The organism is Enterococcus hailinensis, from assembly GCF_045862035.1.
Lineage (GTDB): Bacteria > Bacillota > Bacilli > Lactobacillales > Enterococcaceae > Enterococcus_A > Enterococcus_A hailinensis.
Genome location: NZ_BAAFRV010000024.1, coordinates 1 through 22,440, shown reverse-complemented (window position 1 = coordinate 22,440; position 22,440 = coordinate 1). Strand labels below are relative to the sequence as shown.

The following is a 22,440-nucleotide window of genomic DNA, read 5'->3' as shown; positions in this document are numbered from 1 at the left end:
CATCTATTTTTGGAATCATAATAGAATTTTATCCAAATTAGGGTATCTTTCGCCCGTCGATTACCGGTCAGCAAGATTAAATTGAGTTGCTCTTTTTATTTTGTATCAAAAAGTAGTTGCACTTCCCTTAGTTCAGCGTTCTTTTTTTATTTAGATTAGACAGTTGCCTTTTCAGGTTCGCCAAAAACTTGACGTTGCAAACGAAGACCGGTAGGAGTAGTTGCTACGCCACCTTCTGCAGTTTCTTTGAAGATTTGCGGCATTGCACGACCAACTTTGTACATCGCTTCCACCACTTCATCTGGTGGAATCACACTACGAATACCAGCTAAAGCCATATCCGCAGAAATAAACGCTTGCGATGCACCCATTGCATTTCGTTTGACACAAGGAACTTCTACTAAGCCAGCAACCGGATCACAAATAAGTCCCATCACATTTTTTAATGTAATCGCTAAAGCATTTGCGGCCATTTCGGGATTGCCTCCATTGGCAGCGACTAATGCTGCGGCAGACATCGCACTGGCCGAACCAACTTCTGCTTGACAACCTCCTTCTGCACCTGAGATAGAAGCGTTATTAGCCATTACTAAACCAAAAGCACCAGCCGTAAATAGAAAATCAATTTGTTGCTCATGAGACAGATTCAGCTTTTCCCGGGCGGCCATCAGTACACCGGGTAATACGCCAGCGCTTCCAGCAGTTGGTGTTGCACAAACCAAGCCCATCTTAGCATTGACTTCATTTACAGCGATACCGTTTCGTACGGCTTTCAAAATCGTCTCGCCGCTCATGAATTTCCCGCTTTCGATGTAATCATTCATGCGTTTAGCATCGCCACCTGTGATTCGTGTCACGGACTCGACACCTTGGATGCCTTCTTCGATCGAGCTTTCCATGACTTCTAAATTGCGTTCCATTAACGCGATGATTTCCTCGCGTGTGCGATCAGTTAATTCCATTTCAGTCGCGATCATTAATTCGCCGACTGATGAATAATCCTTTGCTTGTTCGATAAGCTCTTGGATTGAATAAAACATGGGATTTCCTCCACTTCTAATTGATAGGATTTTATATCTTATACCAAGCTTTAACAATTTTCAATCGAATCATTTCTATTTAAAGTAAGTAACACTTAATACATCATCTTCACATTTAATTTCTTGTCTCAATCCTTCTGGATCTTCTGGCGTATCATCAATTTCTAAAAGGACAATCCCGTGTTCGCCTCTGGTTTTTCTAGTCATCGTTACTTTACCGATATTCAAGCCATGTTTCATAAAAATAGTAGAAACACGCGAAAGTAGACCAGGAACATCTTTATTAATAATGATGTAGGTTGGGCTGCCCATAGAAAGAGAAATACTATAACCGTTCATTTCCGTGATCTGGATATTGCCGCCGCCGATAGATACACCAGTGATCGACATTTCTAAATCACCTTTGATCATTCGTAGCGTTACTGTATTCGGATGATCTGCGATTTCTTTTTTAGGCACAAAAAGAACTTCCATCCCTTGTTCGTGAGCAATTTTCAGTGAGTCGGATAAACGAGGATCGTCAGGTTCCATTCCTAAAATACCACCCACTAGAGCGATATCTGTTCCGTGACCACGATAGGTTTTGGCAAAAGATTCATATAAATCAAATTCAATAGAGTCTGGGCGTTCCCCAAAAATCATACGGCAAACTTTTCCAATACGCGCAGCGCCGGCGGTATGAGAACTACTAGGGCCCACCATAACTGGACCAATAATGTCAAAAACACTTCGATATTTTAAAACTTCCATTATTTTAAACCTCCTTAATTTATCCGATGAAATCCTCATCAAGTCAATCATAGTGTACCATACACGTTTTCAGAAAATAATAAAATTAATAATTTATTTTGTTATTCTCATAGTAGTTAAAGAGATTGTGAAGCGTTTTATTATTGTCAAAACATTTAAACAATGGGGGATAGTACTTGCAAATATAGATCAAATTTGATAAGATACCAAAGTGTGTCTTGCACACATGTTTTAAAGTGGGAGGAGAAATTTTGATCTCCAATTAACCACATCACGGACTCAAGGAGGTTTGTCTCGTGGCAAAAAAAGTAGAAAAATTAGTTAAATTGCAAATTCCTGCAGGTAAAGCAACACCAGCTCCCCCAGTAGGTCCTGCACTAGGTCAAGCGGGTATTAACATCATGGGATTCACAAAAGAATTCAATGCTCGTACAGCTGATCAAGCAGGTTTGATTATTCCAGTTGTAATCTCTGTATATGAAGACCGTTCATTTACATTCATTACAAAAACACCGCCAGCTGCAGTATTATTGAAAAAAGCTGCAAACATTGAAAAAGGTTCTGGCGAACCAAACAAAACTAAAGTTGCAAAAGTTACTAGCGATCAAGTAAAAGAAATCGCTGAGTTGAAAATGCAAGACCTAAACGCTGCTAACGTTGAATCAGCAATGCGCATGGTTGAAGGAACTGCACGAAGCATGGGTATCACTGTCGAATAATTTTCACAGTACCCAAGAAAGTAGCTTCTCAGTTGGCTCCCTATCTAAAGATATGGAACACGTGGGAGGTTCTACCGTTATAACCACATCAAGGAGGAAACAAAATGGCTAAAAAAAGCAAAAAAATGCAAGATGCATTAAAAAAAGTTGACACTACTAAAGCTTACTCAGTTGAAGAAGCAGTAGCATTAGCAAAAGAAGTAAACTTCGCAAAATTTGACGCAACGGTTGAAGTTGCATACAAATTAAGCGTTGACCCTAAAAAAGCAGACCAACAAATCCGTGGAGCAGTTGTGCTTCCAAACGGAACTGGTAAAACTCAAACTGTTTTAGTATTCGCTAAAGGCGAAAAAGCAAAAGAAGCAGAAGCTGCTGGCGCTGATTTCGTTGGCGATGACGACATGGTTGCAAAAATCCAAGGCGGATGGTTCGACTTTGACGTTGTTGTTGCGACACCTGATATGATGGCTACAGTTGGTAGATTAGGACGTGTTCTTGGACCTAAAGGTTTAATGCCTAACCCTAAAACTGGTACTGTAACGATGGATGTTACAAAAGCTGTTGAAGAAGTTAAAGCTGGTAAAGTAACTTACCGTGTTGATAAAGCTGGTAACGTTCATGTTCCAATCGGTAAAGTATCATTTGATGATGCTAAATTGGTTGAAAACTTTAACACAATCAACGAAACTTTAGTTAAAGCAAAACCTGCAACTGCTAAAGGTCAATACATCAAAAACATTTCATTAACAACAACATTTGGACCTGGTATCCATGTTGAACAAGGTTCTTTCTAATTTAATTTAGAAAAATACTTGACTCGACTAGCTTATCTATGGTAAGTTAGTCGAGGTTAATTATTAACTGTACCGAAGACAGTAGGCGACGTAAGTCTTAATTTCCTACCGAGGACGTTTATTGAGAACATTCAATAGTCCCTCTATGTCTACGGTGGCATGGAGTTTTTTTGTACGTATTTACAAGAAACTCTCCCCATCAAAATCAGGAGGTGAAATATATAATGAGTGAAGTAGCAATCGCTAAAAAAGCCGCTATCGTTGATGAAATCTCTGAAAAATTCAGCGCAGCAGCTTCAGCTGTTATCGTTGACTACCGTGGTTTAACTGTAGAACAATTAACTGATCTACGTAAACAACTACGCGACGCTAACATTGAAATGAAAGTTATCAAAAACTCTATCTTAGTTCGTGCAGCTGAAAAAGCTGGCTTGACTGGATTAGAAGAAGTATTCTCAGGACCTACAGCCGTAGCGTTCAGTAACGAGGATGTTGTTGCTCCAGCTAAAATTATCGACGAGTTCGCTAGTTCAGCTGAAAAACTTGAAATCAAAGGCGGTATCATTGAAGGAAAAGTAGCTTCTGTTGAAGAAATTACTGCTCTTGCAAAACTACCGAACCGCGATGGACTTCTTTCTATGCTTTTATCTGTCCTTCAAGCGCCAGTCCGCAACGTGGCTTACGCTGTGAAAGCAGTCGCAGAAAAAGAAGACGAAGTAGCTTAATTGCTGCATAAATAAAAAAAATAAAAACTTACCTAAACGGAGGAAATTTAAAATGGCATTGAACATTGAAAACATTGTCGAAGAACTTAAAGGCGCGACAATCTTAGAATTAAACGACTTAGTTAAAGCTATCGAAGAAGAATTTGGCGTAACTGCTGCTGCTCCTGTAGCTGCTGCTGGTGCTGCTGCTGGCCCTGCTGCTGAAGAACAAACTGAATTCACAGTTGAATTAACAGCTGTTGGCGATCAAAAAGTTAAAGTTATCAAAGCAGTTCGTGAAGCAACTGGCCTAGGCTTAAAAGAAGCTAAAGCTGTAGTTGATGGCGCTCCTGCACCAGTTAAAGAAGATGTGTCTAAAGAAGACGCTGAAGCACTTAAAGCTGCTTTAGAAGAAGTTGGCGCAACTGTAACTGTTAAATAATCATTTTTGATTATAATAAAGACGAGATCTGATTTCAGATCTCGTCTTTTTTTGTTTTCAAATTCGAAAATTTCTTCTTTTTTCTGATTTATGAGCAGTTATTTTGTAATCTAAGTTGTAACAGCTTACACTTATAATCAGAAAGAACGAAAGGAATGATGGATTTTGAAAAAAATGTACGAAACAGCAATGATTAATCATGGAGGACGTACTGGAGACGTTCAAGCACCAAATGGTAGTATGAAAATGAAGATCGAGCCACCTTCAATTCACGCAGAAGGGACGAACCCTGAGCAGTTATTTGCGGCAGGTTATGCTTCATGTTTCAATGGTGCAGTCCATCATATGTTAAAAGAGCACAACATCGAATCAGATGCAGAAGTGAAAGCGCGTGTTTCATTATATCAATTGGATGAAGGCGGCTATCAAATCGGTGTAATTTTAGAAACTTCTTTACCAGGTGTTGAAAAAGAAGAAGCGCAAAAAATTGTTGAAGAAGCGCATGACTATTGCCCATATTCAAAAGCAACTCGCGGCAATATCGATGTTGAAGTAGAATTAGTTTAATTTTGTAAATAAAAAACCTTCAAGAAGCTTAGGACTTCTTGAAGGTTTTTTTATATTTTATCAGATAATATTTCGGGATGTTTTTTTCGATAGCTGAAGAAAATGATTAAATAGATACATGCTGTGAAGAGCGTTACGCCCAGAGCATTGTTCATCAAGATACCAATAAAAATCAAAGCTAAGACAATAATCACTAGTCCGCTGAAGAAACGTTCGATGACCGTTCCTTTTTTCATAGCTAAAACGAAAGAAGCAATACTGATCAGCATCCAAGTCAATAAAACAGAATAAGATAATGATCCGACTAAGTAATTGAATAATTTGTTTCCTAAGAAGTAAGACAAGATAACACCGATATAGAGTGTTCCGGTACAAAATAGTACGGCACGTTGTGGAACTTGGTGTTTATTCAATACCGCTAATTTTGAAGTAAAGCCTGTATTTTCTTTTACTCGGAAATACAAGGTTCTTGATGAGGCGTAGACACCAGAATTAATTGAAGAAAATAGTGCCAAAACAATTACAAAGTTTACGATATCCGATGCAAATGGAATATGCATTTTTTGGAAGACCATAACAAACGGGCTAACACTTGTGCTTGCTAATGTATTCCAAGGATAAATAATCAAAAGTAAAATCATCGGAACGATATAGAACGAAATGATCCGTCCCATAACACCCTTGATAGCTTTTGGAATAGCTGTCTTAGGATCCTCTGTTTCACTAACTGTGATAGCGATCAGTTCAGAGCCGCCATAAGAATAGATAACGACTAGTAAAGAATTAACCAATCCTTTCAATCCGTGAGGGGCAAAACCGCCATGGCTAGTCATTCGAGATAGGGTACTGCTAAACCCGATGTTAAAGACTTCATGTCCCACTAAGTAAACACCAAAGACGATCAAAATAATAATAACAGCAATTTTAATGAAAGCCAGCCAGTATTCTGTTTCAGCAAACAAGCGAACAGAATATAAATTGATCAGTGTTGTCAGCAAGGCAAGAATCAAAACGAAAATCCATGAAGGCACGTTTGGAAACCAAAGTTGGATGAAACTAGCGGCAGCCACAGCTTCAGCGATAATATTGACCATCCATAAAGACCAGTATAACCAATCGATGAAATCAGCGGTCCGTTCACCTAAGTAAGGTTTAATGATGCCGGATAGCCCTTGGATATTGTCACTGCTTAATACAAGACGTCCTAAGCCGTTCATAACGATAAAGAGAACGAGTCCACCAAGTAAAAAGGCTAGGATAACTGAAGGACCCGCGATACCGATGGCTTCTCCGCTTCCTTTGAATAATCCAGCTCCAATCGCTCCACCTAATGCTAACATCATGATGTGGCGTGAAGTCATTTGTTTTTGTAATTTATTTTCCATAGAATTCCTCATTTCTAAATAGCGAGAATAATTTGTAGATTTGAAATATTCTGATAATTATTTGACTATAATACCAAAATATTCTGACAATTCCAGTTTGTTGAATATTTTTTCATTTAATTTTCATCTAAACTAAAATAAACAACATTTTTTTCTTTTTATACCAAAAAATATTGTAATTTATGAAAAATAATCGAAAATTTTTTTGATAAGAAAAGAAAAAAATTTTTTAGAGCATAATCCAGAGTTAAGAACGCTTTTTAGCCAAAAAGTGCTCGTTTAGTAAGGAGAATCATGTAAACTTTCAGAATCATTTATCTAAAGTGTTTGATTTTGAGCATAATAATGGAAAAATTTTTAGATTATCTGTAACATGATAGTGTAATCATTTTAGATAGAAAGAGGGGAAGAATAATGAGTTGGTTATGGAGTTTAATCATTGGTGCTGTTATTGGTGCAATCGCTGGTGCGATCACTAAGAAAGGCGGATCAATGGGATGGATTGCTAACATCGTTGCTGGTCTAGTTGGATCTGCGATTGGTCAAGCATTGCTTGGCTCATGGGGCCCTAGCTTAGCTGGTATGGCTTTGATTCCTTCGATCATTGGTGCAGTAATCGTTGTTGCAGTGGTATCATTCTTTATTGGAAGATCGTAGCAATTATTCCTAACAAAAAAAGCGCTTAGGCGCTTTTTTTATTTTGCATTCAATAATTCTTCTTTTGCGTGGACTAGTTGAGTCAAAAAGGCACAGTAAGGTGTTTGAATCTGATATTTTTGCCCTTTTTGCCAGACAGCGCCATTGATGTAATCAATTTCAGTTTTACGATGATTACGGATCAGATCTTGATACATCGAAGGATGGTGGAGACCTTGTGTTTTTACATCATAAGTTGCCTCAACTGCTTCGATTGCCTGTGCTTGATCAAGCTCGATCCCCTCTGCCTTAGCAACAGCTGCAAATTCTCCGATAATGGTTTCGATCATCGTTCGAGCCATACTCATCGAACCAAATTCTGCAATATTACAATCTAAAATAGTGCACAATCCATTTAACGTCCCATTGATACATGCTTTTTTCCAAATCGAATAGCGGACATTGTCACTATAGATAGGGTTTAAACCAGCCTGCTCAAAAATATTGATAACTTCTAAAGTAAATTCTTTTCCTTGAGGCGCTAGATTTTCCATTTCGATGCTGCCTGATCCAACTAATTTAGCATGCCCCGGTCCTGCTAGTCCGGCCGTCCAAGTTGTAGTGCCAAAGATAATATTTTTCTTGGCTACGAATCGTGACAAGGTTTCTTCATGCCCCAATCCATTAAGTAAGCATAAGACAAATGTATCTTTGCCGATGAGGGCATTTATATCTTTAAACATCGTCTCTAATTGCATTGATTTAGTCAATGCAATCACCAAGTCGACATTTGTATGTCCTTCAACAATTTCTTCTGGAGAATAGATCGGCAGTTTTGCAGTGATCGTTTGCTCCTCGAATTCTCCAATCAATCCTTTTTCTCGAATTGCCTGAATATGTTCCGGCCAACGATCAATCAACACAACGTCATTGCCAGCTTGGTGAAGCATCAATCCAATTCGACTTCCCATAGCGCCTGCTCCAGCAATTGCAATTTTCATAGTAAAAATTCTCCTTTCGATTACCAAAATATAGTATACATAAAAAATAGCTAAAAAGGGTAATACTCAGACTTTTAAGAAATGTTATTTCATAATAAATAATTTATTCATGAAATAGTGTTGCGTTTTTTTCTTTTTGTGTTTATAATCAATTCGTAAAGTTAAACGGTTTCATTATAAGGAGGTTGCTCATGTTTGGATTCTCAATTTTTTTAAATCAAGAATTATCAACTGAGACAAAAGACTATATTAAAACAATGGCAGAAAATGGGTTTTCGGGAATCTTTACATCCTTGCATATTCCAGAAGATGATGTTACTCAGTATCGTAAGCGTTTGATTGACTTGGGTGAAGTAGCTAGGGAAAATCACTTATCGGTAATGGTGGACATTTCTGGGGACGCATTAAAACGCGCAGGTTTTTCCTTTGATCGAATCGCAGAATTAGAAGCTGCAGGCATCACGGGGTTGAGAATGGACTATCATATCAGCAATCAGCAAATTGCAAAATTGTCTCAAGAGATCAATGTAGCGTTGAACGCTTCCACTATCACGGAAGAAGACATTGCGGAATTAAAAGCTGCAAATGCTGATTTTAGACACTTAGAAGCATGGCATAATTATTATCCAAGACCCGAAACTGGTTTAGATAAGTTATGGTACCAAAAGAAAAACGAATGGTTGAAAAGCCAAGGGTTTACGATTCAAGCATTTGTGCCGGGAAATAAAAATTTTAGAGGGCCTTTATATCAAGGGTTGCCAACATTGGAAGAGCATCGCCATATCCATCCATTGGCAGCAGCACTTGATTTACTTGCAGATACTGATAAAGTGTATCTTGGCGATAGCGGCATCAGTGAGCGTGTTTTAAAACAGTTTTCTTCCTATATAAAAGAAAAAGAATTGCTTTTACATATGGATAGCTTAAATGAACAAAGTGAATGGGTTTTAGGAAAACATATTAACCGACAAGATGACGCACGCGATGTCATTCGCAGTGCCGAAGCTCGTTTCAAAAAGATCCCACAGGTCGACGCACTACCAGCAGTAGAAAGAGCAATTGGTGCGGTAACGATTGATAACGAAAAATATTTGCGCTATATGGGAGAGATCCAGATCGTGAAACAAGTATTGCCGGCAGATAAAAAAGTAAATGTTGTCGGTCACATTATCGAAGCAGATCAAGCGTTGATTAAAAAGATCAGCGCCGGACATAAATTTAGTTTGGAAAGAGTGGATAAAAATGATTAATTTAGAAAATCTAACAACAGAACGCAGAAATGAAACAACTTTTGGTTTAGATGAAATGAGTGTGAGTCAAGCAGTCAAATTGATGAATCAAGAAGACCATAAAGTAGCGGATGCAGTAGCCGATCAATTACCACAAATTGAAAAAGTTGTCGAAGCAACAATCGCTGGTTTTAAAAAAGGTGGGCGCTTGATTTATATGGGTGCTGGAACTAGTGGACGTTTAGGTGTGCTAGATGCTGCAGAGTGTGTGCCGACATTTGGTGTGGAACCAGAAATGGTTGTCGGTCTGATTGCAGGTGGAGAAAAAGCAATGACTGTCGCAGTAGAAGGAGCAGAAGATAATGCTGAACTTGGTGCGCAAGATCTGAAGGATCTGCAATTAAACGAGCATGATGTGGTTATCGGAATCGCTGCGAGTGGCCGGACGCCTTATGTAATCGGTGGATTGGATTATGCACGCTCAATTGGTGCAGCGACCGGAACAGTGGCTTGTAATAAAGATGCTGAAATCAGTAAACACGCGTCTATGCCGATTGAAGTAGACTGCGGACCTGAATTTTTAACTGGATCAACACGCTTAAAATCGGGGACAGCTCAAAAATTAATCTTGAATATGATTTCAACGATCAGTATGATCGGCATTGGAAAAGTCTATAATAATCTAATGGTCGATGTGAAACCAACCAATGAAAAATTAGTTGAACGTTCAAAACGAATTATTATGCAAGCGACGGAAGCAGATTATGAGACAGCTGCTCACTATTTTGAAGCCGCAGAGCAAAATGTCAAACTAGCGATCGTCATGATTTTAACGAATAGCGATAAAGAAGCAGCAAGTGAAAAATTAGTCCAAGCCGACGGATTCGTTAAGAAGACGCTTTAAGCAAAAATAAAACTGGAACGATGATCAAAAATAATGCTCGAAACGATTATAAAATAAGGAGTGAATAAAATGGCAAAAGAAGAATTGACGTTGAATCAGTTAGCGAAAGAAATCTATGCTGGTGCTGGCGGAATGGACAATGTTCAAAGTGTTGTCCATTGTATGACACGAGTTCGGATGAGTGTGCGAGATGACACGAAGGTAGATCAGGCAAAATTGAAAAGTATCCCTGGGGTTCTAGGCGTCGTTGATGACGAGCAGTTACAAGTAATCATCGGTCCAGGAAAAGTCAATAAAGTAGCAAAAGAGATGGTCGATCTCGCAGGTGTTGAACTGGGAGAAGAGTTGCCGCAAGGTTCAGGCAAAGATATGGTGAATGCGAAAGCTGCAGAAATGAAAGCTGCCCAAAAGGCCAAACAAAAGAAATCACCGATCAAGGCAGTTCTAAAAGATATTTCAAATATTTTTGTTCCGATGATTCCAGCATTCGTAGGGTCAGGATTGATTGCTGGTGTTGCAGCAATCATGGCCAATTTAATTACCGCGGGAACGTTAGACGCAGCCACATGGCAGCAATTTGTTGATGTATTGAATATTTTAAAAAATGGAATGTTCACTTATCTAGTCATCTACACTGGGATTAATTCTGCCCAAGTTTTCGGTGCTAACCCTACATTAGGTGGTGTTATCGGAGCGGTCGTTATGTTGACAGGTATGAATCCCGATGCCCCGATTAAAAACTTATTTACTGGCGATGCCTTAGCCGCTGGTCAAGGTGGAATTATCGGCGTCATTTTTGCTGTTTGGTTATTATCAATGATCGAAAAGAAATTGCATCAAATTATTCCGGATGCGATTGATATCATTATCACCCCAATGGTCTCGTTACTAGTGGTTGGACTGCTAGAGATTTTCTTGATCATGCCATTAGCCGGTTTTATCTCAAACGGAATGGTCGGCGGAATCAACTGGGTGTTATCAGTCGGTGGTGCATTTTCTGGTTTTGTATTAGGTGCATTATTCCTTCCGATGGTAATGTTCGGCTTACATCAAATTTTAACCCCGATCCATATCCAAATGATCGGTGAAACAGGTATGACTTTATTATTGCCGATTTTGGCAATGGCAGGTGCTGGTCAAGTAGGAGCGGCATTTGCACTTTGGATTAAATTGCGTAAAGACAAAGAACTGACTGAAATGATCAAAGGTGCTTTGCCGGTTGGTATTTTAGGGATTGGCGAACCATTGATTTATGGAGTGACATTACCACTAGGCCGTCCATTTGTGACTGCTTGTGTCGGTGGCGGTATCGGTGGAGCTGTGATTGGTGCAATCGGTGGTGTTGGCGCGATCGCGATCGGACCTTCGGGAGCAGCACTGATTCCATTAATTGCTAATGGACGCTGGTGGGGTTATGTTTTAGGATTACTTGCAGCCTATGCTGGCGGTTTTGTAGCAACGTATTTCTTTGGTATCCCAAAAGATAAATTAGCAGAACAGCAATTGGCAGAAAGTACTGTTTCCGCTGAACCAATGGTTGAAACGAAAGTTGCAGCACATTCAACCGATGTTTTTACCGCGGTGGCACAAGGCGAAGTTCATCCATTGGAAGATGCTGCTGATCCAGTATTTGCTGAAAAAATGATGGGTGAAGGTTATTTTGTTGAACCAACAAGCAATGAAATCTTTGCACCTGTAGCTGGGAAAGTATCAACGATCTTTCCAACGAAACATGCGATTGGTATCACGACAGATAGTGGTTTAGAAGTATTGCTTCATATGGGAATCAATACGGTCGAGTTAGAAGGAAAACCATTTGAAGTATTTGTAACAGAAGGTCAGCATGTAACACCGGAAACGAAAGTTGCGACGGCTGACTTAGGGGCTATCAAAGCAGCTGGTAAGGGAATTTCGATGATGGTACTGATTACCAATATGAATGAGGTTGAAACCTATGTCTTGGAAAAAATTGGTAAAGTAAATGCTGAGACAGAAGTTTTCAAAGCTCAAACAAAATAAATAAAAAACGGAGAACGCGTGAAGCGTCTCCGTTTTTTTGGTTAAAAATATTTTTTTCGATATTCTTGCACGACTGCGCGTGTAGTATAGATTTTTTCAGCATGTTCTTTATTACGGCTAAGGTAAACATAGAATAGTAAATCGACTGTAATAAATTGAGCTAAAATCGAATCTGTTGCTGCACTGCGATAGGTAGCTTCAGTTGGTCGAGATGTTTGAAGGCAGACATCAGACAGTTTTGCTAAAGGGTTTTGACCAAACTGAGTCAAAGTAATGATCGGGATGCCTAAATCTTTGGCCGTTTCTGCTAATGCGAGCAACTCAGAAGTTAGACCCGAATTTGAGACCAACCAAATGACGGCTTCTTTTTGATGGAGTACTAATTGCGGCAAAATCGTATTGTAGTCTGGTTCGCTGATAATATTTTTTCCTAAACGACTCCATTTTTGAACGATATCAGTAGCGGCTAGATTAGAGGCCCCGATTCCTAAGACGTAACAAAATTCTTTTTCTTCAAGTAATTTACAGGCTTGCAAAAATTCCTCTTCATTGAAGAGGGCAGTTGTTTCATCAATCGTATAGCGAGCATTACTAGCTAGTTTATTTTTTAAGGTAGGAAAGGATTCGTCTTGGCTCACATCACTGTAGGTGTTATTGCTCCGTTGCTGCATCGTTTCTGCCGAAAGTTCGATTTTAAGATCGGTTAAACTAGTAAAGCCCATTTTTTTTGAAAAGCGCACCACTGTTGGTGCACTAGCGCCTGAAGCTTCAGCGATTTCGTTTGCTGTCATACTAGCAGCTTTTTCACTGTTATCGCGAATGAATAGATAGATTTTTTTTTCTGCAGTCGACATATCGTTCTGCATGCTCTTCATATGAGAAAGAACGCTCATAAAAAAACTCCTTTTGTTCTTTTTTGTTATTATACCACGTTACTAATAAAATTTATTTTTTCTATAGAAAGACAGATCAAACTTTCTTTTTTTGTAAAAAGTCGTATGATAGAGTAGACTTTTATTTTTAAGGAGTATGAAAAAATATGGCTTTGATCGATTTTATTTTACATATCGATGCGCACATGGTTTCTTTAGTGCATCAATATGGCATGGGAATCTATCCCATTTTATTTGCAATCGTATTTATTGAAACAGGGGTTGTGGTTTTTCCATTTTTACCAGGTGATTCATTCTTATTTGCTGCTGGTGCATTGACTGCTTTGGGTGGAAGTGTCTTGCATTTACCTTATGTGATTGGTATTTGTATCATCGCAGCTATTTTGGGTGACACGATGAATTATTGGATTGGACACACTTTAGGCGTGCGAGCACTTTATCATAGTCCGATTTCCCGTTTTATAAAAGAAGATAAAGTAAAAGAGGCTGAGAACTTTTTTAACGAGCGTGGAAAGTGGACGATCTTCTTAGGGCGCTTCATGCCGTTTATTCGGACATTTATTCCTTTTATTGCAGGCTCTAGTAAAATGCATTGGGGTACTTTCTCAAGATTCAATATTTTTGGTGCAATCGTTTGGGGAACAGTTATTACTTTGGCAGGCTTTTTCTTAGGCAATATTCCCGTAGTCAGTGATCACTTCTCGCTGATCATGTTGCTGATTGTCTTTATTTCCTTGGTTCCAGTCTTTATCCCGTACATCAAACAAAAAATCAGTGCCTAAAAAAGGATCGGAATTTATTCCGATCCTTTTTCTATATGAAAATAAAGAATTTCTGGTGTTACACGAAAACGTAGCGGAGAACCAGTTGTGCCTAAACCAGTGTTCACTACTAAGTTTGTGGTAGAGCTAAGAGGATAGACCCCTTTATCATAGATTTTTGAGCCATAATTTTTATAAGGAAAAAAAGGAAAACGAATTTGTCCCCCATGACTGTGGCCAGCTAAAATCAGATCAAAAGAACTGATATCAGAGATTTTTTTAACTTGATCAGGTTCATGGACCATCAGAATCGAAAAGGGAGCAGGTAAAGGTTGTGTTGTATAATCAGGCGTTCCTTCTTGCCCGTCGTCGATCCCGGTCAAACTAATCCCATCTACTAAGATAGATTCATTTTCTAATAGGGTAAAACCACCGTCGAGTAGCATTTTTTTTACAGCGACTGCACCTTCAGAACGATAATCATGATTGCCCAAGATGGCGAATTTTCCAACTGAAGCTTGAATTGCAGTTAATTGGCGACTGATAGCTTCACAGTCATGGGTTTGCCAGTAATTATAATTTTCAATCAAATCACCGGTGAATAAAACGATCTCTGATTTTGACTGATTCAATTTATGAACAATTTTAGTAAAACGTTCTGGCTGATAAAAAGGAGAGAAGTGGCTATCACTGATTTGAGCAATCGTATATGCCGATGATTCGCCTTTTTTTATTTTTAATTGAGTATTTTTTTCTACTTGAAAATGTTTTTCTACTAGTCGATACGTTTGATAACGACAATAAATAATTGCCATTATCATTATGACTATTAAGCAGAGAGCGATCATCGCAACCATCCCTTCTATTTTTTAATAGTATAAAGTAAAAAAATGATCTGCCACAAGTTGGGCAGATCATTTTTAATGATTACTTAAGTGCACGGACAGTTTCACGTTGAATCAAATGATGGGGAACCACTAATTGGATTCCGCCAGACTGTTCATGATTGATTTGTTCTAATAACTTTTCTGTTCCTAATCTTCCTAGATCCGTCACATCAATGTCGATCGTAGTTAGATAAGGGTGGACCAAAGTTGCAAAAATTGAATTGTTGAAGCTGACCACTGAAAGATCATCAGGAACAGCATAGCCGTGTAGATTTGCCAACTGGATCATTCGCAAAGCAAAAATATCATCAATGATAACTAAGGCAGTTGCTCCAGTTTGATTAATGACTTCTGGAAATTTTGTGTAATCCTCTGGCTGTAACATCGTCACTGCCGGTTGAGTTGGTAATCCTGCAAGCATCAACGCCTCTTGATAACCAAAATAGCGTTCAAAGAAAATCACTTCTTGATTGACGTTGCTGACAAATAAAATATTTTTATGTCCTTTTTCAATCAAGTATTCGGTTGCTTGTTTTCCCAGTAGCTGATTGTCGTTGTCGACATAAATGATGTCCGCTTCACGTTTTGCTGGACGACCGATTAAAGTAAAAGGTACCTTCTGTTGGTAAAGGTATTCTGAAACAGGGTTATCTTTTTCCGAATAGGCTAGGATAAAACCATCCACTTGTTTTTGTCGATGCATACGTTGGACATTCTCTAACAGAGACTTGCTATTTGCAGCTGAAGCAACTGCCGTAGCAATCTGAAATCCAGCCGCTGTTTCATTGATTGCATTGAGTAACTCTAAGTATAGCGGATTACCTAAACGCTCTTGCGAATCCAAAGGGGGCAAGATTACGCCAATAGTATTTGCTCGCTGAGTTCCTAGATTTCGTGCGGTAGCATTCGGGAAATAATCCATTTCTTCCATGATTTTACGAACTTTTTTCTTTGTCTCTACTGAAATACTGGGATGGTCATTGATCACCCGAGAAACGGTAGAAGGAGAGACATTAGCTTTTTTTGCGACATCTTTAACCGTCGGTATCATCGTTTCCCCATCCTTTCTTTCTTAATATAATTTATGAGAATCAGCTATCATTGCCAACATTTTTTTAAAAAATCGATCGTTAATTGATCTGTTTTGGCAACGAGTGGAATATCTGTTCCTAAATGTTTGGCATCACCGACGCCGATTGGTTGTGCGCCGCTAGCTTTGATGGCAGCGATGCCGGCTTGTGCATCTTCAATCCCTATACATTCAGCTGCATCAAGACCAACTATTTTAGCAGCTAAAAGAAAAATATCCGGTGCTGGTTTACCCTGAGCGATTTCTGCTGGATCAGCAATGCCGTCAAAATAACTTGATAGCGCCATCTGTTCTAACAGAAAAGGCCCATTTTTACTTGCAGAAGCCAATGAAATTTTGATATCGGCTTTTTTTAAGTCTTTCAATAATTCCAAAATACCGGGATAAACATCCGTTGGAGAAACGGATTGGATCATTTCGACATAGTTGTCATTTTTTTCTTTTGCTAATGCTTGGAATTCAGCTTCTGTAAAGTTATTTGAACGATTACCGTGAGCCAAGATCAATTTCAATGAATCTTCGCGGCTGACACCTTTTAGTTGTTCGTTGAATTGACGATCGATTGAAATATCCAATTTATCAGCTAATTTTTTCCAGGCAAGGTAATGATATTCAGCAGTATCAGTGATCACACCATCTAAATCAAACAAAACGCCTTTAAACATTTGACACCTCCTGTTCTAATGGGACCGTCATTGTATCGCTTAAAGAAATTTCTTTTCCATAAAGCATCATAGCTAAGGCCGGGCCATCTTTCAAGTCAATTTGAACTTCTTTTTGATTTACCGCCACCGAAATCAGGCGGCCTTGATAATTAATGTGGAATGAATAATGGTCCCAATCCGTTGGTAACATCGGAGCAAAACTCAATGTTCCAGTATGAGTCTTCATTTGAGCAAAACCTTGAACGATCGCTAACCAACTTCCAGTCATAGATGTGATATGCAAACCATCGTCGGTATCGTTATTATAATTATCTAAGTCAAGACGGGCAGTTCGCTGATACATTTCCATTGATTTATCGATCAGTCCTAATTCAGCGGCTAGAATTGCATGAATAGATGGAGAAAGGGACGATTCGTGAACGGTCATCGGTTCATAAAAATCAAAATTCTTTCGCTTTTCTTCCATTGTAAATTGTTCACCGAAGAAATAAATGCCTTGTAGAACATCTGCTTGCTTGATAAAACAAGAACGGAGGATCTTATCCCATGACCAATTTTGATTCAAGGGACGATCTGCGGCTGAAAGGTCAGATGTAGGCATCAAGTCTTTATCCAAGAAGGTATCGTGTTGGACAAAAATCCCCAGTTCTTCATCTTTAGGGAAATACATTTTATCAATAATTTTTTGCCATTGAACTTGTTCCTCTTCAGTAATCACGACAGTTGTTTGTGCTTGATGCTTTTGATAATTTTCTAAAGTGTATTTTAAGACCCATTGAGCTAAAAAGTTTGTATACCAGTTATTATTGATATTGTTTTCATATTCATTAGGTCCGGTCACACCGTGGATCATGTATTTGTCTTGTCGTTTTGAATAGTGCACACGATCAGCCCAAAAGCGAGCAATCTCACTCAATACTTCTAGCCCTTCTTTTTGCATATACGTTTCGTCACCTGTATAGGTAGTGTAATTATAGATAGCATGAGCCATAGCACCGTTTCGATGAATTTCTTCAAAAGTAATTTCCCATTCGTTGTGGCATTCGACACCGGTAAAAGTAACCATTGGGTATAAAGCGCCTTTCAAGCCCTGTTGCTGTGCATTGTGTTGTGCTTGCGGTAATTGGTTATGACGATATTTTAATAGATTTTTGGTAATGCGTGGATCAGTGATCCCTAAATACATTGGAACGGCATATGCTTCTGTATCCCAGTAAGTCGCACCACCGTATTTTTCACCAGTAAAACCTTTAGGCCCGATATTTAGACGCTCGTCTTCTCCATAATAAGTTGAGAATAATTGGAAAATATTGAAACGAATTCCTTGTTGAGCTTCATCGTCGCCACCGATTAAAACATCTGCAAGGGCCCAACGATTTGCCCATGCAACATTTTGTTCAGCTAATAATTCATCATAAGAAAGTTGAAACTCTTCTAATAAAGTGACTGCTCTTTCTGGTTGCTGTGATTCTGGAATGTCCCGACTAGTCAATACGACCACTCGTTTTTCTAATTGAATTGGTTGATTGATCACTAGATCATAACTAAACGTCTCAGCTACCTCTAATGCATCTTCTTGTTGAACACCAACTGTTGAAGTGACGTGTTTCATTGCTCCAGTAACTGAAAACTGCTCAATCCCAAAATTATTCGGAATGGTCTGAGTCGTCAAGAAACTGATGTCTTCTCGATGACCACGTGTTTTCTCTAACCAAAACATTTCTTCATAATTACTATCTTCATTTTGGACATTACTATCTAATTTAGAAATTACTTTTAATTGCGCTTCACCGACTAAACATTCAGCTGTTAACCGAATGACTGCTAACTCTTGTTTGACGATGCTTAAAAAACGCTCAAAGGTAATTCGTACTTTAGCATCATCAATAGTTACTATAAATGATCGAGTTAACACACCATTTTGCATATTTAATTCCAAATCAAACTCTTCAATAGGTGTAGTAGCTAAATCGATTTCTTGTTCATTGATGAATAAGCGCATTTGAATGAAATCTAAGGCGTTGATCACCTTGCCAAAATATTCAGGATAGCCGTTTTTCCACCAGCCTACGCGCGTTTTATCTGGATACCAGATTCCGGCAAGATAGGTGCCTTTATGATGATCACTACTATAATGTTCCTCAAAATTACCACGCATTCCCATATAGCCATTACCGATGCTAGTTAACGATTCTTGCAAACGTCGATGTTCTTTATCTAGCTTTGTTGTGCGAATTTTCCAAGGATCAATATCAAAAAGTCGTTGTACGTTATTCATGATTCTCCTCCTCATTTCTTTTCTCGACTACATCATATACGCAATCGGTTGCGTAAGTCAAGCAATGTTTTGTAGATAACAAATATAATTCATATGGCATATGATAATTTAAAAAAATTTAATTGTAAGAGTTTACAAAAGTGTATAAGCGATATATAATGCAAATAAGCGAAACCGATTGCGTAAATTTAGGAGGGAACAGCATGACGGGTATAAAGAAGATGTTTAGTTTTGAGTTTTGGCAAAAATTTGGGAAGGCTTTGATGGTGGTTATCGCAGTAATGCCGGCTGCCGGATTGATGATTAGTATTGGTAAATCATTACCAATGATCAATAGTAACCTTGGTTGGTTAGTGACCACAGGTGGCGTTGTTGAGAATGTGGGTTGGGCAATTATTGGTAATCTCCATTTATTATTTGCATTAGCAATTGGAGGTAGTTGGGCGAAAGAACGGGCTGGTGGTGCATTTGCTGCAGGGCTCTCATTCATTTTAATCAACCGAATCACAGGTGCGATCTTTGGCGTAACTGCTGAAATGTTGGCAAACCCTGATGCAGTAACCCATACATTGTTTGGCCAAAAAATAATGGTCGATGGTTATTTCATTAGTGTACTTGAGGCGCCTGCATTAAATATGGGGGTATTCGTTGGGATCATTGCTGGTTTCGTTGGAGCGACGGCGTACAACAAATACTATAATTTCCGCAAACTTCCGGAAGTGTTGACCTTCTTTAATGGAAAACGTTTTGTACCATTTGTGGTAATTTTGCGTTCTGTAATTGTAGCGGTTGTATTAGCTTTAGTGTGGCCGGTTATTCAAACGGGGATCAATGATTTTGGTAAATGGATTGCTAATTCTCAAGATACAGCACCGATTTTAGCGCCATTTTTATATGGAACACTAGAACGATTGTTGCTCCCATTTGGGTTGCATCATATGTTGACGATTCCAATGAACTATACGCAATTAGGTGGAACGTATGAGATTATGACTGGGGCACAGGCCGGCAGTCAAGTATTTGGGCAAGATCCATTATGGTTGGCTTGGGCGACTGACTTGGTAAACTTAAAAGATGCTGGAGATATGTCTCAGTATAATCAAGTGTTGACACAGTGGACACCTGCTCGATTTAAAGTAGGTCAAATGATCGGTTCAACTGGTATTTTGATGGGATTGACACTAGCAATGTACCGGAATGTTGATCCTGATAAGAAAAAGAAATATAAATCAATGTTTCTTTCAGCAGCAGTTGCTGTTTTTTTAACCGGTGTAACCGAACCATTAGAATTTATGTTTATGTTTGTAGCAGTACCATTGTATGCTTGCTATGCTGTAATTCAAGGTGCTGCTTTTGCGATGGCCGATCTCATTCATTTACGTGTTCATTCATTTGGGAATATTGAGTTGTTGACGCGGGTTCCAATGGCTTTACGTGCTGGATTAGGAAATGATTTATTGAATTTTGTGATCACAAGTCTTGCTTTTGGTGTATTCACTTACTTCTTTGCAAACTTTATGATCAAAAAATTCAACTATGCAACTCCTGGACGTAATGGCAATTACGAAGTAGACAATGATGAAACACCTGCTAATTCAGACGCAGGAACAGCATCAGCTGATAGTCAAATCGTTCAAATCGTTAATTTGTTGGGTGGAGCTAAAAATATCGTTGATGTTGATGCTTGTATGACTCGACTACGTGTATCCGTCAATGATCATTCGGTGGTCGGCACAGAAGAACAATGGAAAAAAGCCGGGGCAATGGGTCTTTTAGTAAAGGACAACGGTGTACAAGCGGTTTATGGTCCTAAAGCTGATATTTTAAAATCAGATATTCAAGATTTGTTAGATTCGGGTGTAGAAATTCCGACTACTACGCTTCCGCCGACTTCCTCAGCTGAAAAAACATCCGTGACTATTTTTAAAGGGCTAAATCAAGAGTTTGTGGCTCCTGCGAATGGTCAGTTGATCCCGATTGATCAAGTTCAAGATGAAGTTTTTTCTCAAAAAATGATGGGTGAAGGGTTTGCTGTTGTGCCAGAAAATGGTGAAATCGCGAGTCCAATAACAGGAACAGTTGTTTCTGTCTTTCCAACTAAACACGCAATTGGTTTGAAAACGACGGATGGAATTGAAGTGTTACTGCATATGGGTCTAGATACTGTTGATCTTGAAGGTGCGCCGTTTGAGATAAAAGTACATGAGGGAGAAAAAATCAAAGCAGGTAAAATCGTTGCGGATGTTGATTTGGCTAAAATTCAGGCAGCGGATAAGTTAACAACGATGGTGGTAGTATTTACTAATGGAGATAAAGTCAAAGCGTATCATTACGATAAAACGGGACTAGTCTCTCGAGGTGAATCCGTCGGTACTATTGACTATTAAAGTGAGGCGATAACAATCAAAGTATTAACGTTGAATACTCATAGCTGGATGGAGAACAAAGACACAGAGCAGATCGAAGTTTTAGCTAATAAAATTATGAAGGAAGAATACGAGCTCATAGGTTTGCAAGAAGTCAATCAACGAATCAATAGTTCGCCCATAGCAACAGATCAGTATTTTCAAGCAACATACAATCAACAAGCGATTCATGAAGATAATTTTTTATATCGTTTGATTCAACGATTGAATAAATCAGGGTGCTATTATTATTGGAGTTGGAGCTTTAATCACATCGGCTATGGGAAATTTCAAGAAGGTGTAGGTCTGTTAGCGAAGATACCTTTTGATAAAGTTGAAGGTTTACTAATTTCAAAGGCGTCGGATCCTGCAGACTATCATACGAGAAAAGTTTTACTTGGAGAATTAACTATTGAAGGCCATAATGTAATAGTAGTAAGTGGCCATTTCTCTTGGTGGGAAGATCAAGCTTTTCATTTTGAATGGAAGAGATTAGAACAACACTTAATGGGAGAAGCTAAGGATTTTATTCTTTTAGGTGATTTCAATAATGATGCTAGTATGAATGAAGAAGGATATGAACTTATCCAAAATAGTCCGCTACAGTTACAAGATAGTTTCAAATGCGCTGAAAAAGTAAGCGGAGAGTATACTGTTGAAAAGGCGATTGATGGTTGGACAGATAATTTATCCAAATTACGAATAGACTACATTTTTGCATCAAGATCATTTCTAGTGAAAAATTATAAAAGTGTTTTTGATGACGATAATGGAGTGAAAATTAGTGATCATTATGGAATAGAAGTAGAGATGGATTAGCGTTTAGCTAATCCATTTTCTTGTATAATGAAATGTTTTTGAAAAACTTTTGAAAAAATATTGACATTATATTTCAGTATGATATTATCAATAACGTTGTTGAAACACATTGATATAACAACGGAAAATAGTTGTTGACAAGCAAATGTATGAATGCTATTATTACAAAGTTGTTAATTAGCTTTCAAACTTCTTTCAAAAATAATTGAAAATAGTTGTTGACATTAACTTTTAAATCTGTTAAGATATAAAAGTTGTTGAAACAAAGCAACAAACAATGTAGACCTTTGAAAACTGAACGAATAAAACAAACCAAATGTGTAGGGCGTTTCTTTTAATAGAAACAAACAAAACATAGCAAGCAATATGCTAGCAAGTCAATTTTTAAAATTGAGCTTAACAATCGCAAGATTGTTTCAAACACTTTTTATGAGAGTTTGATCCTGGCTCAG

At 38.4% G+C, this 22,440-nt stretch carries 22 protein-coding genes and 1 other annotated feature; of the genes, 13 read left to right on the top strand and 9 right to left on the bottom strand.

Annotation, left to right across the window (positions count from 1 at the left end; genetic code table 11):
* Position 1 precedes the first annotated feature (1 nt).
* The gene (locus tag ACKTSC_RS12350; protein WP_407855995.1) at positions 2-85 is read left to right on the top strand and encodes an IS3 family transposase; all 84 of its coding nucleotides are present in this window, start codon (positions 2-4) and stop codon (positions 83-85) included.
* 70 nt (positions 86-155) lie between these two features.
* On the opposite strand, the gene sdaAA is transcribed toward ACKTSC_RS12350, so the two are convergent.
* Positions 156-1,040: an L-serine ammonia-lyase, iron-sulfur-dependent, subunit alpha gene (gene sdaAA, locus ACKTSC_RS12345; protein WP_332654324.1), complete on the bottom strand. Its 885-nt coding sequence runs from the start codon at positions 1,038-1,040 to the stop codon at positions 156-158.
* Between the two features lie 75 nt (positions 1,041-1,115).
* Positions 1,116-1,790: an L-serine ammonia-lyase, iron-sulfur-dependent subunit beta gene (gene sdaAB, locus ACKTSC_RS12340; protein WP_332654323.1), complete on the bottom strand. Its 675-nt coding sequence runs from the start codon at positions 1,788-1,790 to the stop codon at positions 1,116-1,118.
* A gap of 296 nt (positions 1,791-2,086) precedes the next feature.
* Between sdaAB and rplK the strand changes: the two genes are divergently transcribed.
* From rplK to ACKTSC_RS12315, 5 genes are all read left to right on the top strand, one after another.
* Entirely contained in the window at positions 2,087-2,509 is a 423-nt protein-coding gene (gene rplK / locus ACKTSC_RS12335) for a 50S ribosomal protein L11 (RefSeq protein WP_071857670.1), read from the top strand.
* A 104-nt stretch (positions 2,510-2,613) separates the two neighbouring features.
* Entirely contained in the window at positions 2,614-3,303 is a 690-nt protein-coding gene (gene rplA / locus ACKTSC_RS12330) for a 50S ribosomal protein L1 (protein WP_407855399.1), read from the top strand.
* A gap of 54 nt (positions 3,304-3,357) precedes the next feature.
* Positions 3,358-3,484, top strand: a sequence feature (ribosomal protein L10 leader region).
* A gap of 43 nt (positions 3,485-3,527) precedes the next feature.
* Positions 3,528-4,028 carry a 50S ribosomal protein L10 gene (rplJ, locus tag ACKTSC_RS12325; RefSeq protein ID WP_407857766.1) on the top strand — a complete coding sequence of 167 codons (501 nt, stop codon included), beginning with the start codon at positions 3,528-3,530 and terminating at the stop codon, positions 4,026-4,028.
* 52 nt (positions 4,029-4,080) lie between these two features.
* Positions 4,081-4,449 (top strand): 50S ribosomal protein L7/L12, encoded by a 369-nt coding sequence (rplL, locus tag ACKTSC_RS12320; protein ID WP_332654315.1) that lies wholly within the window; start codon positions 4,081-4,083, stop codon positions 4,447-4,449.
* Between the two features lie 165 nt (positions 4,450-4,614).
* Positions 4,615-5,016 carry an organic hydroperoxide resistance protein gene (locus ACKTSC_RS12315; protein WP_071857677.1) on the top strand — a complete coding sequence of 134 codons (402 nt, stop codon included), beginning with the start codon at positions 4,615-4,617 and terminating at the stop codon, positions 5,014-5,016.
* A gap of 50 nt (positions 5,017-5,066) precedes the next feature.
* Here ACKTSC_RS12315 and ACKTSC_RS12310 read toward each other — a convergent pair whose 3' ends face one another.
* Complete coding sequence (locus tag ACKTSC_RS12310; RefSeq protein ID WP_407857765.1) at positions 5,067-6,413, bottom strand: amino acid permease; 1,347 nt, start codon at positions 6,411-6,413, stop codon at positions 5,067-5,069.
* Between the two features lie 402 nt (positions 6,414-6,815).
* Between ACKTSC_RS12310 and ACKTSC_RS12305 the strand changes: the two genes are divergently transcribed.
* A complete protein-coding gene (locus ACKTSC_RS12305; protein WP_332581552.1) occupies positions 6,816-7,058 on the top strand; it encodes a GlsB/YeaQ/YmgE family stress response membrane protein in 243 nt (80 codons plus the stop codon).
* A gap of 38 nt (positions 7,059-7,096) precedes the next feature.
* Here the strand turns inward: ACKTSC_RS12305 and ACKTSC_RS12300 are convergent, their stop codons facing one another.
* Complete coding sequence (locus ACKTSC_RS12300; protein ID WP_407857764.1) at positions 7,097-8,038, bottom strand: 2-dehydropantoate 2-reductase; 942 nt, start codon at positions 8,036-8,038, stop codon at positions 7,097-7,099.
* A 191-nt stretch (positions 8,039-8,229) separates the two neighbouring features.
* Between ACKTSC_RS12300 and ACKTSC_RS12295 the strand changes: the two genes are divergently transcribed.
* The 3 genes from ACKTSC_RS12295 to ACKTSC_RS12285 all read left to right on the top strand — a co-directional run bounded on the left by ACKTSC_RS12295 (position 8,230) and on the right by ACKTSC_RS12285 (position 12,190).
* Positions 8,230-9,288 (top strand): DUF871 domain-containing protein, encoded by a 1,059-nt coding sequence (locus ACKTSC_RS12295; RefSeq protein ID WP_407857763.1) that lies wholly within the window; start codon positions 8,230-8,232, stop codon positions 9,286-9,288.
* Positions 9,275-10,171 carry an N-acetylmuramic acid 6-phosphate etherase gene (gene murQ, locus ACKTSC_RS12290; RefSeq protein WP_332581564.1) on the top strand — a complete coding sequence of 299 codons (897 nt, stop codon included), beginning with the start codon at positions 9,275-9,277 and terminating at the stop codon, positions 10,169-10,171. The genes ACKTSC_RS12295 and murQ overlap by 14 nt, the downstream gene beginning before the upstream one ends.
* 69 nt (positions 10,172-10,240) lie before the next feature.
* Positions 10,241-12,190: a glucose PTS transporter subunit IIA gene (locus ACKTSC_RS12285; RefSeq protein ID WP_407857762.1), complete on the top strand. Its 1,950-nt coding sequence runs from the start codon at positions 10,241-10,243 to the stop codon at positions 12,188-12,190.
* Positions 12,191-12,231: 41 nt separating this feature from the next.
* Here the strand turns inward: ACKTSC_RS12285 and ACKTSC_RS12280 are convergent, their stop codons facing one another.
* Entirely contained in the window at positions 12,232-13,083 is an 852-nt protein-coding gene (locus ACKTSC_RS12280) for a MurR/RpiR family transcriptional regulator (protein WP_332581556.1), read from the bottom strand.
* A 146-nt stretch (positions 13,084-13,229) separates the two neighbouring features.
* Here ACKTSC_RS12280 and ACKTSC_RS12275 point away from each other — a divergent pair, with 146 nt between their 5' ends.
* Entirely contained in the window at positions 13,230-13,865 is a 636-nt protein-coding gene (locus ACKTSC_RS12275) for a VTT domain-containing protein (protein WP_332581557.1), read from the top strand.
* 14 nt (positions 13,866-13,879) lie between these two features.
* On the opposite strand, the gene ACKTSC_RS12270 is transcribed toward ACKTSC_RS12275, so the two are convergent.
* From ACKTSC_RS12270 to ACKTSC_RS12255, 4 genes are all read right to left on the bottom strand, one after another.
* On the bottom strand, positions 13,880-14,659 hold the full coding sequence (locus ACKTSC_RS12270) for a metallophosphoesterase (protein WP_407857761.1): 780 nt from the start codon (positions 14,657-14,659) through the stop codon (positions 13,880-13,882).
* A 112-nt stretch (positions 14,660-14,771) separates the two neighbouring features.
* On the bottom strand, positions 14,772-15,782 hold the full coding sequence (locus tag ACKTSC_RS12265; RefSeq protein ID WP_332581559.1) for a LacI family DNA-binding transcriptional regulator: 1,011 nt from the start codon (positions 15,780-15,782) through the stop codon (positions 14,772-14,774).
* 47 nt (positions 15,783-15,829) lie between these two features.
* Entirely contained in the window at positions 15,830-16,486 is a 657-nt protein-coding gene (gene pgmB / locus ACKTSC_RS12260; RefSeq protein ID WP_332581560.1) for a beta-phosphoglucomutase, read from the bottom strand.
* A complete protein-coding gene (locus tag ACKTSC_RS12255; RefSeq protein ID WP_407855376.1) occupies positions 16,479-18,764 on the bottom strand; it encodes a glycoside hydrolase family 65 protein in 2,286 nt (761 codons plus the stop codon). Before ACKTSC_RS12255 ends, pgmB begins: the two co-directional genes overlap by 8 nt.
* Positions 18,765-18,967: 203 nt before the next feature.
* Between ACKTSC_RS12255 and ACKTSC_RS12250 the strand changes: the two genes are divergently transcribed.
* Together ACKTSC_RS12250 and ACKTSC_RS12245 are read left to right on the top strand one after the other, a co-directional pair.
* Complete coding sequence (locus ACKTSC_RS12250; protein ID WP_407857760.1) at positions 18,968-21,151, top strand: PTS transporter subunit IIBC; 2,184 nt, start codon at positions 18,968-18,970, stop codon at positions 21,149-21,151.
* A 48-nt stretch (positions 21,152-21,199) separates the two neighbouring features.
* Entirely contained in the window at positions 21,200-21,988 is a 789-nt protein-coding gene (locus ACKTSC_RS12245; RefSeq protein WP_407857759.1) for an endonuclease/exonuclease/phosphatase family protein, read from the top strand.
* Positions 21,989-22,440 lie beyond the last annotated feature (452 nt).

What these genes read in the sequence shown, in the direction of transcription:
- sdaAA (WP_332654324.1), bottom strand. Translation starts at nt 1,040, where the DNA reads ATGTTTTATTCAATCCAAGAGCTTATCGAACAAGCAAAGGATTATTCA.
- sdaAB (WP_332654323.1), bottom strand. Translation starts at nt 1,790, where the DNA reads ATGGAAGTTTTAAAATATCGAAGTGTTTTTGACATTATTGGTCCAGTT.
- rplA (WP_407855399.1), top strand. Translation starts at nt 2,614, where the DNA reads ATGGCTAAAAAAAGCAAAAAAATGCAAGATGCATTAAAAAAAGTTGAC.
- rplJ (WP_407857766.1), top strand. Translation starts at nt 3,528, where the DNA reads ATGAGTGAAGTAGCAATCGCTAAAAAAGCCGCTATCGTTGATGAAATC.
- rplL (WP_332654315.1), top strand. Translation starts at nt 4,081, where the DNA reads ATGGCATTGAACATTGAAAACATTGTCGAAGAACTTAAAGGCGCGACA.
- ACKTSC_RS12310 (WP_407857765.1), bottom strand. Translation starts at nt 6,413, where the DNA reads ATGAGGAATTCTATGGAAAATAAATTACAAAAACAAATGACTTCACGC.
- ACKTSC_RS12305 (WP_332581552.1), top strand. Translation starts at nt 6,816, where the DNA reads ATGAGTTGGTTATGGAGTTTAATCATTGGTGCTGTTATTGGTGCAATC.
- ACKTSC_RS12300 (WP_407857764.1), bottom strand. Translation starts at nt 8,038, where the DNA reads ATGAAAATTGCAATTGCTGGAGCAGGCGCTATGGGAAGTCGAATTGGA.
- ACKTSC_RS12295 (WP_407857763.1), top strand. Translation starts at nt 8,230, where the DNA reads ATGTTTGGATTCTCAATTTTTTTAAATCAAGAATTATCAACTGAGACA.
- ACKTSC_RS12285 (WP_407857762.1), top strand. Translation starts at nt 10,241, where the DNA reads ATGGCAAAAGAAGAATTGACGTTGAATCAGTTAGCGAAAGAAATCTAT.
- ACKTSC_RS12280 (WP_332581556.1), bottom strand. Translation starts at nt 13,083, where the DNA reads ATGAGCGTTCTTTCTCATATGAAGAGCATGCAGAACGATATGTCGACT.
- ACKTSC_RS12275 (WP_332581557.1), top strand. Translation starts at nt 13,230, where the DNA reads ATGGCTTTGATCGATTTTATTTTACATATCGATGCGCACATGGTTTCT.
- ACKTSC_RS12270 (WP_407857761.1), bottom strand. Translation starts at nt 14,659, where the DNA reads ATGGCAATTATTTATTGTCGTTATCAAACGTATCGACTAGTAGAAAAA.
- ACKTSC_RS12265 (WP_332581559.1), bottom strand. Translation starts at nt 15,782, where the DNA reads ATGATACCGACGGTTAAAGATGTCGCAAAAAAAGCTAATGTCTCTCCT.
- pgmB (WP_332581560.1), bottom strand. Translation starts at nt 16,486, where the DNA reads ATGTTTAAAGGCGTTTTGTTTGATTTAGATGGTGTGATCACTGATACT.
- ACKTSC_RS12255 (WP_407855376.1), bottom strand. Translation starts at nt 18,764, where the DNA reads ATGAATAACGTACAACGACTTTTTGATATTGATCCTTGGAAAATTCGC.
- ACKTSC_RS12250 (WP_407857760.1), top strand. Translation starts at nt 18,968, where the DNA reads ATGACGGGTATAAAGAAGATGTTTAGTTTTGAGTTTTGGCAAAAATTT.
- ACKTSC_RS12245 (WP_407857759.1), top strand. Translation starts at nt 21,200, where the DNA reads ATGGAGAACAAAGACACAGAGCAGATCGAAGTTTTAGCTAATAAAATT.